The sequence below is a fragment of the Okeania sp. SIO1H4 genome (assembly GCF_010672695.1).
GTDB classification, from domain to species: Bacteria; Cyanobacteriota; Cyanobacteriia; order Cyanobacteriales; family Microcoleaceae; genus Okeania; species Okeania hirsuta.
This window is the reverse complement of record NZ_JAAHGB010000016.1, coordinates 1-13,578: the sequence shown is the minus strand read 5'-3', so window position 1 is coordinate 13,578 and position 13,578 is coordinate 1. Positions and strand designations below refer to the sequence as shown.

The window sequence follows — 13,578 nt, the reverse complement described above, 5'->3', positions numbered from 1 at the left end:
TTAACCGTCACTTCTTTAAACCGTTTCATGCCCTTTTATAAAAGTGATAAACAACTGAATAAATAGTAATTTCCAACTTTTGATAATTTAACTCTCATGCCAATATTATGTGAGTCTGCACAGAATGATGAAATTTATTAACTTATCTGTCTTTTTCTCAAGTCAACTCTGATGAAAATATTATTCTATGTAACTTCTGATAAATTTAGTATCAAGAATAAAATAGTGGAAAAAAGCAGAACAACTGGTATCGTATTGTGGAAGCAACTTTAGTTGAGAAAAGACTCAAAGTATGGGGACAGTCGATCGACGGGTTTTGCTGAAATTGAGTGGCGAATCCTTGATGGGAAGTCTTGGCTATGGCATAGATCCGGCAGTAGTCCAAGGAATTGCTCAAGAAGTGGCCGAAGTAGTGGCCACAGGAATTCAAATGGCAATTGTTGTTGGGGGCGGTAATATTTTTAGAGGTGTAAAAGCAGCCTCGAAAGGAATGGACCGAGCAACAGCAGATTATGTGGGCATGATTGCCACTGTGATGAATGCTATTACCTTACAAGATGCCCTCGAACAAGCAGGAGTGCCGACAAGAGTCCAAACGGCGATCGCTATGCAAGAAGTAGCCGAACCTTACATTCGTCGTCGAGCCATTCGCCATCTGGAAAAAGGCCGAGTGGTAGTTTTTGGCGCAGGTTCTGGTAATCCATTTTTTACCACTGATACTACTGCAGCTCTCAGAGCAGCAGAAATTGACGCAGAAGTAATTTATAAAGCCACTAAAGTCGATGGGGTCTATGATTCCGATCCAGAAAAGAATCCACAGGCCAAACGATACGAGTCCCTAACTTATGGGGAAGTATTAAGACAAGACTTACGGGTAATGGACAGTACAGCGATCGCTCTTTGTAAAGAAAATAATATCCCGATTATTGTATTTAATCTTTCGGTTACGGGTAATATCCGTAAGGCCGTTATGGGAGAAAAAATTGGAACTATTGTCAGAGGTTTTGATGAATGAATATAGAAGAAGCTGAAAAGAAAATGAAAAAAGCAGTTGAAGCTACTCAAAGTTCCTTCAACACGATTAGAACTGGAAGAGCTAATGCTTCTCTTTTAGACAGAGTAATAGTTGAATATTATGGAGTTCCAACTCCACTCAAATCTATGGCAAATATTGGCATCCCAGATGCTAGTACCATTACTATTCAACCTTTTGATAAAAGTAGTCTGGGCTTAATTGAAAAAGCAATTAATATGTCAGACGTTGGTTTAACTCCCAACAATGACGGATCTATTGTACGGCTAAATATTCCCCCACTCACAAGTGAACGTCGTCAGGAAATGGTCAAGTTAGCAGCTAAACTTGCTGAAGAAGGGAAAGTTTCTGTCCGTAATATTCGTCGTGATGCTGTAGATTCAGTTCGTAAACAAGAAAAAAATAGCGATATTTCTAAAGATGAATCACGAGATTTACAAGACAAAATTCAAAAGAAGACAGATAAATACATAGCCAAAATAGATGAGTTATTAGCTGCTAAAGAGAAGGATATTACAACGGTTTAAAAAAATCTTGAAAATCACAGATAAACAAAAGTAAAAAGTAAAAAATCAAGAGTTAAAAAACCTATATATCGACAAGATATGTAAAATCAAGTATCTTAGAAAATCATAGGTAAAATGGGAACTCTGTGATTTTTGCAGGGGGGAGGTTCTATAGATGGTTTAAGCAAGTAAATAACTTTTCTATAGAAACTACCCCTGCTCAATAAGTATTTTCCCATCCTCAAAAATCATAAAAAACCTCAATATTGAAGAATTGAAGAAATGTTTGATTGTATAATCGTAGGAGCAGGCCCAGCAGGAGGTACAGCAGCTTATCATTTGGCTAAAAAAGGACGTTCTGTTTTATTCATAGAAAAAGAATCTTTACCTAGAAAAAAAGCTTGTGGTGGTGGGGTATCTCCAGCCATCGCTGAGTGGTTTGACTTTGATTTCACTCCAGCAATTTCTCTCAAGGTCAAGAAAATTCGCTATACATGGAAATTAGAAGATCCCGTAGAAGCAGATTTACCTTCTGCAATGTGGATGGTAAAACGGGATATTTTCGATCATTTCCTGATCCAAAAAGCTCAAGCAGAAGGTGCAGAACTAAGAGAAAAAACAGAAGTTACAGGTATTGAATTTAAAAGCGATCATTGGGAAGTTAAAACAAACGGAGAACCTGTTACAGGTCGTTATTTAATTGCGGCTGATGGAGCAAAAGGTCCAATGGCTAAATGGTTGGGTTTTAAAGAGTCTAAAAAACGACAAAGTTTGGTTTTTGAAGCAGCATTAAAAGACCAAAATCAACAAGTTAATTTTGAATTTGGCTCAGTTAAAAATGGTAATATTTGGAGTTTTCCAAAAGCAGATTCTTGCTCAATTAATATTGCTACTTTTAGAGGTGGAGAACCCAAAAATCTATCCAAAGATTTGATGGAATATGCACAAAAAATTGGTTTAAGTGCAAATCAAAATGAATTATTAGAACATCCTATTTCTCTATGGGATGGAGATAAAAATCTCCACACAGAAAATGCAGTATTAGCAGGAGAAGCAGCAAGTATATTAGATCCCTTATCTGCTGAAGGAATTCGCCCCTCAATTTTCAGTGGTGTCAAAGCTGCTGAAGCTATAGATGAAGCATTAGGAGGTAATGGGGATGCTCTGAAGAAATATACTCAGATAGTTAATGAAGAATGGGGTGCAGATATGGTTTGGGCAAGTCGTTTAGCAGGAGCATTTTATCGCTTTCCTAAAGTAGCTTATAAAGTGGGAGTTAAATTACCTGCAGCTACCGAAGTAATGAGTAAAATTCTTTGTGGAGAATTGCGTTATGCAGATATTGCTAACAAGGCCATTAAAAAACTCAGTGGCAGTTTTTTACCAGGAAGAGGTTAATTAAAGTAAGTTATGCTTAAATTTCTCAATTTATAGCGCTGTGCGCAGGCAACAGGCAACAGGCAACAGGCAACAGGGGGAATAAAAGACCGATAATACAAGACTTTTAGCTATTGGACACCTCTTGTAATTTGTAAATATGCCAGCGCACATTGCTATATACAGCAATAAATTTTGGTGATCAAAATCACAGATTAAAGTTATGCTTTTACTGGCATAACTTTACTGTTTTGTTTAACTGGAAATTCTGAATTTAACGGCTGAGATTTTTGACTTTTATTTAGGCAGATAAGCAAATAAGATGTAACTGTTTAGCTGATAGTAATTCTTATAAAGATTGAGCTTAGGGTAAAAGCAAAAACCTTTAAAGGGACGTTTGATCGAACGTCCCTACTGTGTTTAATATAAACGAAAATTTCTGTAAGTTTTGATAAGTTAAGTATTAAGTATTAAGTAAGTAAAAACTAATAAATAATAACTGAACTAAGAGCTGATCTATATAGTAAATATTAAGAGGCTGAATTCCTTATAGTTTCTATACTTATGGAACGTCTTTATGAAATTCAAGAAGGTTGTACTTTTACTTATCAATATCAGATAACTCTGTCAAACAAAAAAAACATAAATACCTAAAATGCCAACCTTAATAAAGAAGGAAGTAAAGAACCAATAGCGTGTACAAATTGATTAGGCTTTTTTGGTTCAGGAGGATTTAAACGTAGGTCAATAACTTCAACCAAATATTGTGATAATTCTTCACCCTCTTTACTACCTTTAGAAATAAAAATTTCGCGAGATTTTTCAGCATCTGCAAGTGCAGCATCAAGATTTCCCAAGTCTGCAAGAGCCATACTTCTAGCAAAATAAGCAGCAGCTAAATCAGACTTTAAATTAATAGCTTGATTATAATATCTAACAGCATCTTTATAATGTCCGGCCTTTGCTTCTGCAATTCCTAACCGATAAAAATCTTCAGCTTCACCAACATTAGATGGCATTCCCACAGCACCCAACAAAAAAGCATTTTTGAGGTCAACATCAGTTAAATTAGCACCAGTTAAATAAGCACTTCTCAAATCGGTGCCAGCCAAATTTGCCCCAGTCAAATTTGCCCCAGTTAAATTAGCACCAAATAAACTTGTACCAGCCAAGTTAGCACCACTTAAATCTGCCCCAGTCAAATTAGCACGACTGAGATTAGCTCCACTCAAGTTAGCCCCTTTGAGATTAGCTCCTTGAAGATTTGCTAATACCAGGCCAGCACCACTTAATTCACAATTTGGACATTGTTTACTAGATAATAACTTTTGTGTATGTTGGATATTTTCAGCAATCACTGGAACAAGAGGGCAAACCGTACTTAAAACTAAAATAGCAGAAAAGATTTTGAGTCTCATCTTCAAATCTTCCAAACTAAAGATTATATTTTGCTGCTATGTTAGCACTCAATTAGTACATCTAGTACCGCCTCACGGAACTGAAAAGCAAGAGTATAATTCTGAAGTCTCCATAACAAAATGACATTATAAGAGTTTTCATCTAAATTATGTATATACCGTTTCTCAAAAAGCGTGAGATACAGTTGTTTTTCTTTTTTCTATCCCCTGTTTCTCGAATTACTACTCCCTACTCCCTACTCCCTACTCCCTAAAACAAACGAATGCGCGTACCTCACCAATATGAGAATTGCCATAACACAGAGACTATAGCTTAAAAAAATAAGGTATTAATACTGAAGAAAGAAGTTCTGTTTTCCAGTCAAAATAAAATTGTATGAGGAGCCAAACTTTAATTTAAAACTATTTCACACTTGATTCTAAATTGAGATTAGCTTTATGATGATGTAATACAAGTCAATATATGAATAAGAGCTAGCTCTACAGTTTCATGGCAATTATCTGAAACATCAAAGAATGGAAAACCATATCGAACACAGTCTCTTTCGATGACTTGACTCAATGAAATAAAACTTTGCACAGTTCTTAGTAATTCTAAATCTTCCATTTGATGAGACCAACAGTAAGGATCGTCAAGTGCTGCTTTGCGAATTTCGTGAAGTTTGCGTTCAGGAGCAGTATTTGGATATCCCAAAAATAAAGTAATGGGTTTGATATACCAAAGACGTTGAATAATAAGTTTATGTGAGATGAATGAAGACTCATAAACGCGAAGATAGTTAAATTCTTTACCCATCAGAACTTACGCAGGGACTCTACAGATAGCTAGTGCGAATGCCATTTGCGCTCCGCAAAGCTCCGAATGCCCCCCCTACAGATGCTGCTTCAAAGATCAATTTGCATCAGTCCTGACCCATATTACGAAGAGCTTTCACCAATACCGTATCACAATAATCTTTACATATCTCCTTCTCTCTAGGAGTAAGTATGGGAGCAGGATAGTTATTGCGAACAGCATTTAAAAATGAGTCTAAATGCACAACAGTACATCGGGTTTGCTGAAAAACGAGATTAGCGAATCGAGACTTACCAGTACGACTAACACCTCCAATAATAACTGTACCAATGCTCTCAATTTTTTGTTCCACGACTACTCCAACAAGTTAAATAGTCATTTATACAGGACTTAAACAGGGAATCTAGAGATAGCTAGTGCGAATGCCATTTGCGCTCCGCAAAGCTCCGAATGGCGTTCCTACAAATGCTGCTTCAAAGATCAATTTGCGTCAGTCCTATTATAGTAAAAAAATATTATTGTAGCTAATTGTCTACACCAATAAAACTAGATAATACAAGTCCAGAGATTTATTGCTAAAATTTAATTATATTGCTTATAGTATAGCGTAAAATTCGCGATCGCTCTCTACTCATTTGATTTTTGATATCAGAAAACAGCGCTGCAACTCCAAATCAGGGATGGTTCCAAGGAAAGAAATGCGTACAAAAAGACGGAACAAAAAATATACTTAAGTAATAAACAAAAAAAAATTTGACTTGACTACTTAATTATTTAATCTAATTGCGATCGCATCGCCTTCTAATTTAATTGAATAAATACAGCATACATAATTTGAAGAAGCAGTCAATCTTGTTACAAATTATTATAATTAGAGTTATTTTAATTATTATTAAATAAGATTAGAAATAAACTAGCTGCTTTGTATTGATTAATACAGCTAATTAAATACTAAAGCTTTGAAATGTATATTGTTATCAGTACAGAAACAGATAACTTAATGTTAAGTAATTATTAGGTATATAAACTCTTGTAGATATAGGAATAGACAGGTAGGTTAGGACTTGTGCAGATGACAATCCGAATCAAGGAAAATGTTTTTCCCACTGTTCCCTGCTATAAATCTTAGGAAGTCCGGTCTAAATAGAGATTTGCGACCGCTCTTAGCTATTCATTGACATAAAGCATGAAATATGGTATTATTTGTACTTTACAAAAGACTTTAATATTGAGTTCATTGTTAAGTAATGATTAAGGAGTAACAGTATAAAACAACACTCCCTCTACGCTTCATCAACCATTTACAGCCAAAAAACTATATAATAGGAAAAAACACCATGAAAATTCTACTAACAGAGAATTCAGGTCAGCATAAAGTCGAATTTCCAGCTCCCACTAATAAACCAGATAATAAACCAGAAATGGCAACTCAAATGCAACAAATGAGTTTGATGATTGCCGAATCACTACATGAAAAAGATCAATATCAGGAGGACTCTAGTATGAATATACAGGCTGTAACTCTCCCATTATCAGAAAATTCACAAGACATAGATGATGCAGTAGGAGCATTATTTAAGCAAATGTCTCGCTATCCTCTTCTCAGCCAAAAAGAAGAAGTAGAATTAGCAAGGCTGATCCAAGAATTAGTTATCTTTGAACAACTGCCAGAAAAACTAGCAAATGACTTAGGGCGAATACCTACAAAAGCTGAAGTAGCAGCAGCAGCAGGTTTAACAGAAGCACAACTATCTCATCGCTTACATAAGTGTCGTGCCGCCAAACGCCGAATGATTAGCTCCAACCTCCGTCTAGTAGTTTCCATAGCCAAACGCTATCTAAACCGAGGAGTACCCTTTCTAGACTTGATTCAAGAAGGAGCATTAGGACTAAACCGTGCCACAGAAAAATTTGACCCAGAGAAAGGTTACAAATTTTCTACCTATGCCTATTGGTGGATTCGTCAAGGAATAACTCGCACTATTGCTAATCAAGGACGTACTATTCGTTTACCAGTTCATGTAGTTGAACAGATTAACAAACTTAAACGAGTTTACCGCGACTTACGACGGAAGCTAAATCGTATCCCCAGTGATACCGAAATTACTCAAGCACTAGAAATTTCTCACCAACAACTGCGTAACCTCCAGCAAATTCGCCGGAAAACTCTTTCTCTAAATCATCGTTTAGGTACTGACGAAAATAGCGAACTGCTAGACTTCTTAGAAGATAATGAAAATAGCACTCCCGAAGCGCAAATGAATGACATGATGATGCGCCAGGATATCTTGGAAGTCTTAAATCATGTATTGAATGATCGCGAACAAGATGTCATCACTCTCCGGTATGGTTTGCTCACAGGAGAACCTCATACTTTAGATGAAGTGAGTCGCATGATTAATCTCTCCCGGGAGCGAGTCAGGCAAATTCAAGCTAAGGCCATGCGGAAATTGCGTCGTCCTCAAGTAGCTGAACGTTTGAAAGAATGGTTAAATCGATTTTAATAAAATGTAATAGCTGTAATAGCGATTAAATTATGTCTTTAAATGAAGTAAAATTGCGTAGTGCTAGGCCAGCAGATGTACCTGTAATATTTGAGTTAATTAAGGCGCTAGCTGAGTATGAAAAATTATCCCATGCTGTTACAGGTAGCGCTGCCTCCTTAAAAGCTCATTTATTTAGCGATCATCCCTACGCTGAAGCGATTATTGCTGAATTTGCTGGCCAACCTGTAGGTTTTTCTCTCTTCTTTCATAACTACTCAACTTTTCTCACTCAACCGGGAATTTATATAGAGGATTTATTTGTTTTACCGGAGTATCGAGGACGGGGTATTGGAAAACAACTGGTCAGTTATGTAGCACAGTTAGCAGTATCTCGAAACTGTGGACGTTTAGAGTGGAGTGTTTTAGATTGGAATAAACCAGCGATTGGATTTTATCAACGTATTGGTGCATCAATTTTAGATGAATGGCGTATATGCCGTGTTACTGGCAATTCTCTCAAGAGTTTAGCATCTGGACAGCAATTTTGAAGAAGGCAGAAGGCAGAAGGCAGAAGAGAAAATTACTTATGGATTCAAACCCCAAACAATTTTAAGCACCCCTGTTGACGGTGGGGTATTATATCAAATCCCGTTAAACAGTTATAGAATGGTTAAGTACCCACCCCCGCCCCTCCGGTGGAGGGGAAGTCAGTCGGACCGAGTCAGGATGAGAGAGAATTACAAAGATGAGCGTAGTTATGACAATTGGAGAATTTTTTTATGTCCAATAAAACGGATTTGATATTAAACCCGCAAAAGAAAAGATAAGATTCAGGTTGAATTTAATCCCATTTAATATTAAAAATTTAGTGCCAACCGAAAATTCTGAACTCTAGAGAATTCAGAATTTTCTTTGTGTAATGAGTTTATAATTTTGTTAACTTTTAATGAGGCTATTAACCATGACTATTTGGGTAAATGAACAGATAGATCCATCTGGTATTATCTACTCTTGTATTGCTTGTGGCGATCGACAACAGGCCCAAGAATGCCATGAGTCTTTTCAAAATAATTTAACTGAGACTCAAAAGGAACAAGGATGGAAAGCTATACTGCGAACCGTTGAATCTTGGGATGAAGTACCTGTGAGTGCTTTAAAATTGAACTAATACCCTTTCACAGAAGTCAAAACTCAAAACTCAAAAGTCAAAAGCAATATTTTTAGGACTCAAAACTTTGACACTACAGTAATTTAACCGAAATTATTTCACATCTATAAGGAGCAAAACTATTTGTAACATTCTTTTTTCACGCTTAGTATAATAGCTACGCGCCAGGGAATAGGGAACAGGGAGAAATTTACCAGAGAAAACATTTTTATCTTTTCTTTTGCTGCCGAAAATTCATAACTACTCTTGACCTAATTTTCCGGTTGAGTAGGATAAAACTATGAACTTTAAATTTATGTAGTTATATTCGGAAATTATCAAACATGGAAATCTAAGCATACCATCAAATTGCTGTTGCTTGGGAAACATCTCACAAAATTGAGCAACCAACCTGTTTTTCATGCGATCGCATTATATCAAATCCGTTTAATTGGACATAAAAAAAATCTTCAATCGCCATAACTACGTTTATCTTTGTAATTCTTTCTCCTCCTGACTCGGTCCGACTGACTTCCCCTCCACCGGAGGGGTTAGGGGTGGGTTGACTCCTCTTAGGTATAGCATCGTGATATGGTTGTTCAAGCTTTTGAATCAGATTTGCTGGTAGCTGAGAAATAACTCTTTCATAATCTCTACTATCACTTTCCCATACACGAGCACTTACAGAAAATACACAATAACCAGAAGGCTTCAAAACTCTGATAATAGTGGGTAAAGCTTGAGAATTAGCAGATCCTGATTTTCGATTATCTTCATTACTAACAAACACACCTGCTGAAATCACAATATCATAGCTAGAGTCTGGATAAGGCATTTCAAAAATATTACAGCAAGTGAGCATTCTATAAATACCTTTCTGCTCTGCAACTTTCAACATTTCTTGAGATATATCGCAGCCATCAATATATAAATTTTCTTTCTGACGGCGGATAATGACTTCGCCTACTAAACCTGTACCGCATCCAACATCAAGATAATTACCAGAAGCTTTAAGCTTTAAAGCTGTTTCTGCCAATAGCTCTGGTGCTTGATAGTTAACTGCTGCTACTTCTTCCTCATAAGTTAATGCCCACGAATTATGAGAATCTTTTTCAGACAATGCTTTTTCTAGATGTTTGAGGAATTTCTGGTGTTTTTCCTGTTCCATGACAATTGTATATATATCTAACTAGGAAATTTTTAAACTAATGCAGTCTTACTATATCAGAAGTATTGACTTATAACGATGGTGGTTGAGGAAATTTTCTTTCCTTAACTTCCAAACTATATTCTTTAACTGCTTGAGTAATAGTCTCTCGCAAATTAGCATAAGATTTAGCAAAAGGTGGTTGCCAATCAGAAATGCCTAAAACATCATTAATAACTAATACCTGACCATCACAATAGACACCTGCACCAATACCAATAGTAGGAATAGAAACTTTTTCAGTAATCTCTTTGGCTAAGTCTACTCCAATATGTTCTAAAATCATGGCAAAAGCACCAGCTTCTTCCACAGCGACAGCTTCTGCTAAAATACGCGCCCTAGCATCGGGAGTTTTACCTTGTTTGCGATAACCTCCAAATTGATGTACAGATTGGGGAGTTAGACCAATATGACCCATAACCGGAATACCTACTGATGTTAATTTACTTATCGTTTGAGCGATCGCTTCATTTCCACCTTCTAATTTCACAGCTTGAGCGCCTGTTTCTTTGAGTATTCTCCCTGCAGAATGTATAGCTTGTTGAATACTTTCTTGATAAGTTAAAAATGGTAAATCTACCACTATTAAAGCTTGCTTAACACCTCGTCGCACTGCTTTAGCATGATGAATCATTTCATCAAGAGTAACTGGTAGAGTTGTATCATAGCCTAATGCTACCATTGCCAGAGAATCTCCCACCAAAATTAAATCTACTCCTGCTTGGTCTAAAATTTGAGCTATCGCATAATCATAGGCCGTTAAAGCTACTATAGAGCGACCTTTTTGTTTCCATTGAATTAGTTGTTTTGTGGTAACTGTCATTTTAATTAAGTTAAAAGTTATAGCAAGAAAAGTATAGTTTATATTAACAGGACTTACGCAAATTCACCTTAAAAACACCTATGTAGGGGCGTTAGTGGCAGCTCTACGTTAGCAAATGCCATTCGCCCTCTCTTGATTTATTGCTCCGATGCTAATGTAGCACTACAAGGATTGATTAGGACATTTTTAAATCTTCAGGACTTACGCATTATTCCAATAAAAACACTATATATACCATATTGCTATAGTTTTTATATACTATATGTAGTTTATTTGCGTAAGTCCCGATTTTGTTCGCGGAGCGTTTCTGCACCGAAAACCCTTTTACAGTGTGCTATTCCCTGTTCCCTGTTCCCTGTTCCCTAGCGCGTAGCGCTGTAACATTTTGCCAAAAGATTTAACAACAGGTTGAATAGTAAAAAACGAACCTTCAGCTTCCATCACTTTTTCTACTAAACAACGTCTTTTTAATGATTGTATTCCTTTCCATAAATCTGAGTGGGAGTGTGGAAAATCTGCGGGAGTAATAGAAATATCAACTGTTGTTTCTTGATTAGCTATCCAAAATATTACTTGTTTTTCCAACTCTGATAAACGCTGAAAAATTCTCTCTAATATTGGTTCTAAATCTCCTAAATATAAGGTTGAGCAAGATAGGAATTGAGCTACACTTGCATCACATAAATCTTCAATAGCATCGGCAATTATATTTAACCATAAAGGATTTCCACCATAGAGATTAATCAACTCTAACCATTGATCTTCATCTGTTAAATTTCTCTCTTGTAAAAGCATTTTGCACGCCTCCAAAAAACCATGAATTTTTAAAGTATGACAGTAATGATTTCCTAGCTCTATTTTTGGCTCTTCCTGACTCAGGAGTAATAAACAACTTTGGTGGGATGATGTGGCTACTTGTTTAAAAAGTTTGCCATAATTTTCATGGTCTGGCAGGTAAGTGCCTGCTAATTCTCCACTGGCAAAAATTTCTTGTAGGTTATCAAAAATTAGTAAGCAACGATATTTACGGAGGTAATTTATTAATTGATTATTGGTAGTTTTGGCAGGAGAAAAATCTGTTGTTTTTTGGGAAGAAGAATCAGGTGGAGATCAAAAATTAATAATGCTTGTTTGCAGAGATTCTAAAGTGGGGTAGTTATCAATATTGCGCCAGATTATATAATCAAATTTATCTTTTATTTGTGGAATTAATTGTAGGGCAAGTACGCTTTTGCCAATGCCAGTTAATCCTAATATGGTGATGATGCGGGTGTGGTTTTGTAGTATCCATTGTTTGAGGGTGGTAAGTTCGGTGTGGAGATCGCACAACCAATATAATTCAGGACTTCAGATAAATCATAATAATTTTCTGAGTTAGTATTGTTTTGGTTTTGGTCAGTGGGAATGGGGGAAGATTTGTTTTTAGGGTTGGAAAATTGTCTGTTTTCTCCATAGATATTTATATGATTATTGTTAACATTTACCCAGTCATTAGCTGTATTTGAAATATTTGAAAAGTGGAAATTTTCTAATATGGAACGAGCATTAGATTTTTTGATATTTTTTCCTAGTACATCTGACAGAAGTTTCCATAATTTTGTACCTACCTGTTTGATATGGTCAGGATGACGTTGACAATCATCAGCTATTTGTGGGTATTTTTTACCATTTAAAGTACCTTTTAAGACTTCCTTTTGTAGAGAAGTTAAATGTTGTTCCGTGTAGGTAAATATCAGGTTGTCTGTTAATTCGACCAATGTTTCAATGTCCATAGCTACAGGTAGACTGGTAGTTTAGTTTTGTATTGTATAACTTTATAACACTTTTTCTCACTGGAATAATTAAATCACACTTTAAACATACAAAATTCTATTCAGAAAAAATCAGATCGCGACTTATCCCCAGAAAAACCTACTAAAAGATACGAAGCTCAAAAACCCCTATTTACTTTCGAGCGTTAGTCATCCCTCAAAAAGTAAGAGAAGACCTCCTGTTAGCTGTTGACTTAATTCACTTAGAATCTCAAGTTTTCGACAAGTGGGGTTTGCGTAAAATTGAACCTTTTCCTCGTACAGCACTAAACTTTCACGGTAAACCGGGAACGGGAAAAACTCTCGCAGCACACGCCATAGCTTCTAAAATTAACCGTCCGATTTTAGTTGCCAGCTATGCTCAAATTGAGAGTATGTACCACGGAGAAGGACCAAAAAACGTCGAGGCAATTTTTCTGGCAGCAGAACAACAAAATGCTCTGTTATTTATAGATGAAGCTGACTCCTTACTTTCTAAACGACTCACCAATGTCACTCAAGGATCGGAGCAAGCTATTAATTCTATGCGGAGTCAGTTGCTTATTTGCTTAGAGAGATTTCGCGGAGTAGTCATGTTTTCCACAAATCTTGTAGAAAATTATGACAAAGCATTTGAGACGCGGGTGAGAAACATAAATTTCCCCATGCCAGATGAAATTTGTCGCCGTGAAATTTGGAACAGACACCTTGTCAAAGAGCTACCTACAGCACCAGATGTCTCCTTCTCCTTAGAAAAACTAGCTCAGGTTGAAGATGTTTGCGGGAGAGATATCAAAAATGCGGCGTTGCACAGTGACGAATGATTTGATATTTTGAAGGAGACAGGAGACAGCTATACTGGAGACATGAGGAAAATTACTTGGGGTGAGAATCCCCATGTAATGCGTGAACACCCCCGTTGACGGTGGGGTATTAAACTCACAAAGAAAATGATCAACTGTTTCTCCTGCCAGCGAACGGACAATGGGCAGTTG

General features: G+C 36.5%; 15 protein-coding genes. 7 read left to right on the top strand and 8 right to left on the bottom strand.

The features are described 5' to 3' along the window. The first annotated feature begins 292 nt into the window (after positions 1-292). The 3 genes from pyrH (at position 293) to F6K06_RS13965 (ending at position 2,937) form a co-directional block, all read left to right on the top strand. A complete protein-coding gene (gene pyrH, locus F6K06_RS13975) occupies positions 293-1,015 on the top strand; it encodes a UMP kinase (protein WP_124143811.1) in 723 nt (240 codons plus the stop codon). After that, positions 1,012-1,560 carry a ribosome recycling factor gene (frr, locus tag F6K06_RS13970; RefSeq protein ID WP_124143812.1) on the top strand — a complete coding sequence of 183 codons (549 nt, stop codon included), beginning with the start codon at positions 1,012-1,014 and terminating at the stop codon, positions 1,558-1,560. Before pyrH ends, frr begins: the two co-directional genes overlap by 4 nt. A gap of 261 nt (positions 1,561-1,821) precedes the next feature. Beyond that, entirely contained in the window at positions 1,822-2,937 is a 1,116-nt protein-coding gene (locus F6K06_RS13965) for a geranylgeranyl reductase family protein (RefSeq protein WP_287244159.1), read from the top strand. Between the two features lie 629 nt (positions 2,938-3,566). On the opposite strand, the gene F6K06_RS13960 is transcribed toward F6K06_RS13965, so the two are convergent. From F6K06_RS13960 to F6K06_RS13950, 3 genes are all read right to left on the bottom strand, one after another. Next, the gene (locus F6K06_RS13960) at positions 3,567-4,334 is read right to left on the bottom strand and encodes a pentapeptide repeat-containing protein (protein WP_124143814.1); all 768 of its coding nucleotides are present in this window, start codon (positions 4,332-4,334) and stop codon (positions 3,567-3,569) included. A 436-nt stretch (positions 4,335-4,770) separates the two neighbouring features. Further along, positions 4,771-5,130, bottom strand: a complete 360-nt coding sequence (locus F6K06_RS13955; RefSeq protein ID WP_124143815.1) for a hypothetical protein — start codon at positions 5,128-5,130, stop codon at positions 4,771-4,773. A gap of 106 nt (positions 5,131-5,236) precedes the next feature. Further along, positions 5,237-5,482 (bottom strand): hypothetical protein, encoded by a 246-nt coding sequence (locus F6K06_RS13950; RefSeq protein ID WP_124143816.1) that lies wholly within the window; start codon positions 5,480-5,482, stop codon positions 5,237-5,239. 985 nt (positions 5,483-6,467) lie between these two features. Between F6K06_RS13950 and F6K06_RS13945 the strand changes: the two genes are divergently transcribed. The 3 genes from F6K06_RS13945 to F6K06_RS13935 all read left to right on the top strand — a co-directional run bounded on the left by F6K06_RS13945 (position 6,468) and on the right by F6K06_RS13935 (position 8,784). Then, on the top strand, positions 6,468-7,634 hold the full coding sequence (locus F6K06_RS13945; RefSeq protein ID WP_192901062.1) for an RNA polymerase sigma factor, RpoD/SigA family: 1,167 nt from the start codon (positions 6,468-6,470) through the stop codon (positions 7,632-7,634). Between the two features lie 32 nt (positions 7,635-7,666). Further along, complete coding sequence (locus F6K06_RS13940) at positions 7,667-8,164, top strand: GNAT family N-acetyltransferase (protein ID WP_124143817.1); 498 nt, start codon at positions 7,667-7,669, stop codon at positions 8,162-8,164. Positions 8,165-8,577: 413 nt separating this feature from the next. Continuing rightward, positions 8,578-8,784, top strand: a complete 207-nt coding sequence (locus F6K06_RS13935) for a glycogen debranching protein (RefSeq protein ID WP_124143818.1) — start codon at positions 8,578-8,580, stop codon at positions 8,782-8,784. A gap of 370 nt (positions 8,785-9,154) precedes the next feature. On the opposite strand, the gene F6K06_RS13930 is transcribed toward F6K06_RS13935, so the two are convergent. From F6K06_RS13930 to F6K06_RS13915, 5 genes are all read right to left on the bottom strand, one after another. Next, positions 9,155-9,931 carry a class I SAM-dependent methyltransferase gene (locus F6K06_RS13930; protein ID WP_287244156.1) on the bottom strand — a complete coding sequence of 259 codons (777 nt, stop codon included), beginning with the start codon at positions 9,929-9,931 and terminating at the stop codon, positions 9,155-9,157. A gap of 70 nt (positions 9,932-10,001) precedes the next feature. Continuing rightward, complete coding sequence (panB, locus tag F6K06_RS13925) at positions 10,002-10,793, bottom strand: 3-methyl-2-oxobutanoate hydroxymethyltransferase (protein ID WP_124147571.1); 792 nt, start codon at positions 10,791-10,793, stop codon at positions 10,002-10,004. Positions 10,794-11,117: 324 nt separating this feature from the next. Beyond that, a complete protein-coding gene (locus F6K06_RS13920; RefSeq protein WP_287244153.1) occupies positions 11,118-11,588 on the bottom strand; it encodes a hypothetical protein in 471 nt (156 codons plus the stop codon). A gap of 315 nt (positions 11,589-11,903) precedes the next feature. Then, the gene (locus tag F6K06_RS33965; protein ID WP_124145523.1) at positions 11,904-12,122 is read right to left on the bottom strand and encodes an NB-ARC domain-containing protein; all 219 of its coding nucleotides are present in this window, start codon (positions 12,120-12,122) and stop codon (positions 11,904-11,906) included. Next, positions 12,044-12,565, bottom strand: a complete 522-nt coding sequence (locus F6K06_RS13915; protein WP_287244151.1) for a hypothetical protein — start codon at positions 12,563-12,565, stop codon at positions 12,044-12,046. Before F6K06_RS13915 ends, F6K06_RS33965 begins: the two co-directional genes overlap by 79 nt. A 272-nt stretch (positions 12,566-12,837) precedes the next feature. Between F6K06_RS13915 and F6K06_RS13910 the strand changes: the two genes are divergently transcribed. After that, complete coding sequence (locus F6K06_RS13910; protein ID WP_240038996.1) at positions 12,838-13,407, top strand: ATP-binding protein; 570 nt, start codon at positions 12,838-12,840, stop codon at positions 13,405-13,407. Positions 13,408-13,578: the final 171 nt, after the last annotated feature.

Bases quoted from the DNA above. Each gene is read 5' to 3' on its own strand.
- pyrH (WP_124143811.1), top strand. From the start codon at position 293: ATGGGGACAGTCGATCGACGGGTTTTGCTGAAATTGAGTGGCGAATCC.
- frr (WP_124143812.1), top strand. From the start codon at position 1,012: ATGAATATAGAAGAAGCTGAAAAGAAAATGAAAAAAGCAGTTGAAGCT.
- F6K06_RS13965 (WP_287244159.1), top strand. From the start codon at position 1,822: ATGTTTGATTGTATAATCGTAGGAGCAGGCCCAGCAGGAGGTACAGCA.
- F6K06_RS13960 (WP_124143814.1), bottom strand. From the start codon at position 4,334: ATGAGACTCAAAATCTTTTCTGCTATTTTAGTTTTAAGTACGGTTTGC.
- F6K06_RS13955 (WP_124143815.1), bottom strand. From the start codon at position 5,130: ATGGGTAAAGAATTTAACTATCTTCGCGTTTATGAGTCTTCATTCATC.
- F6K06_RS13945 (WP_192901062.1), top strand. From the start codon at position 6,468: ATGAAAATTCTACTAACAGAGAATTCAGGTCAGCATAAAGTCGAATTT.
- F6K06_RS13940 (WP_124143817.1), top strand. From the start codon at position 7,667: ATGTCTTTAAATGAAGTAAAATTGCGTAGTGCTAGGCCAGCAGATGTA.
- F6K06_RS13935 (WP_124143818.1), top strand. From the start codon at position 8,578: ATGACTATTTGGGTAAATGAACAGATAGATCCATCTGGTATTATCTAC.
- F6K06_RS13930 (WP_287244156.1), bottom strand. From the start codon at position 9,931: ATGGAACAGGAAAAACACCAGAAATTCCTCAAACATCTAGAAAAAGCA.
- panB (WP_124147571.1), bottom strand. From the start codon at position 10,793: ATGACAGTTACCACAAAACAACTAATTCAATGGAAACAAAAAGGTCGC.
- F6K06_RS13920 (WP_287244153.1), bottom strand. From the start codon at position 11,588: ATGCTTTTACAAGAGAGAAATTTAACAGATGAAGATCAATGGTTAGAG.
- F6K06_RS13915 (WP_287244151.1), bottom strand. From the start codon at position 12,565: ATGGACATTGAAACATTGGTCGAATTAACAGACAACCTGATATTTACC.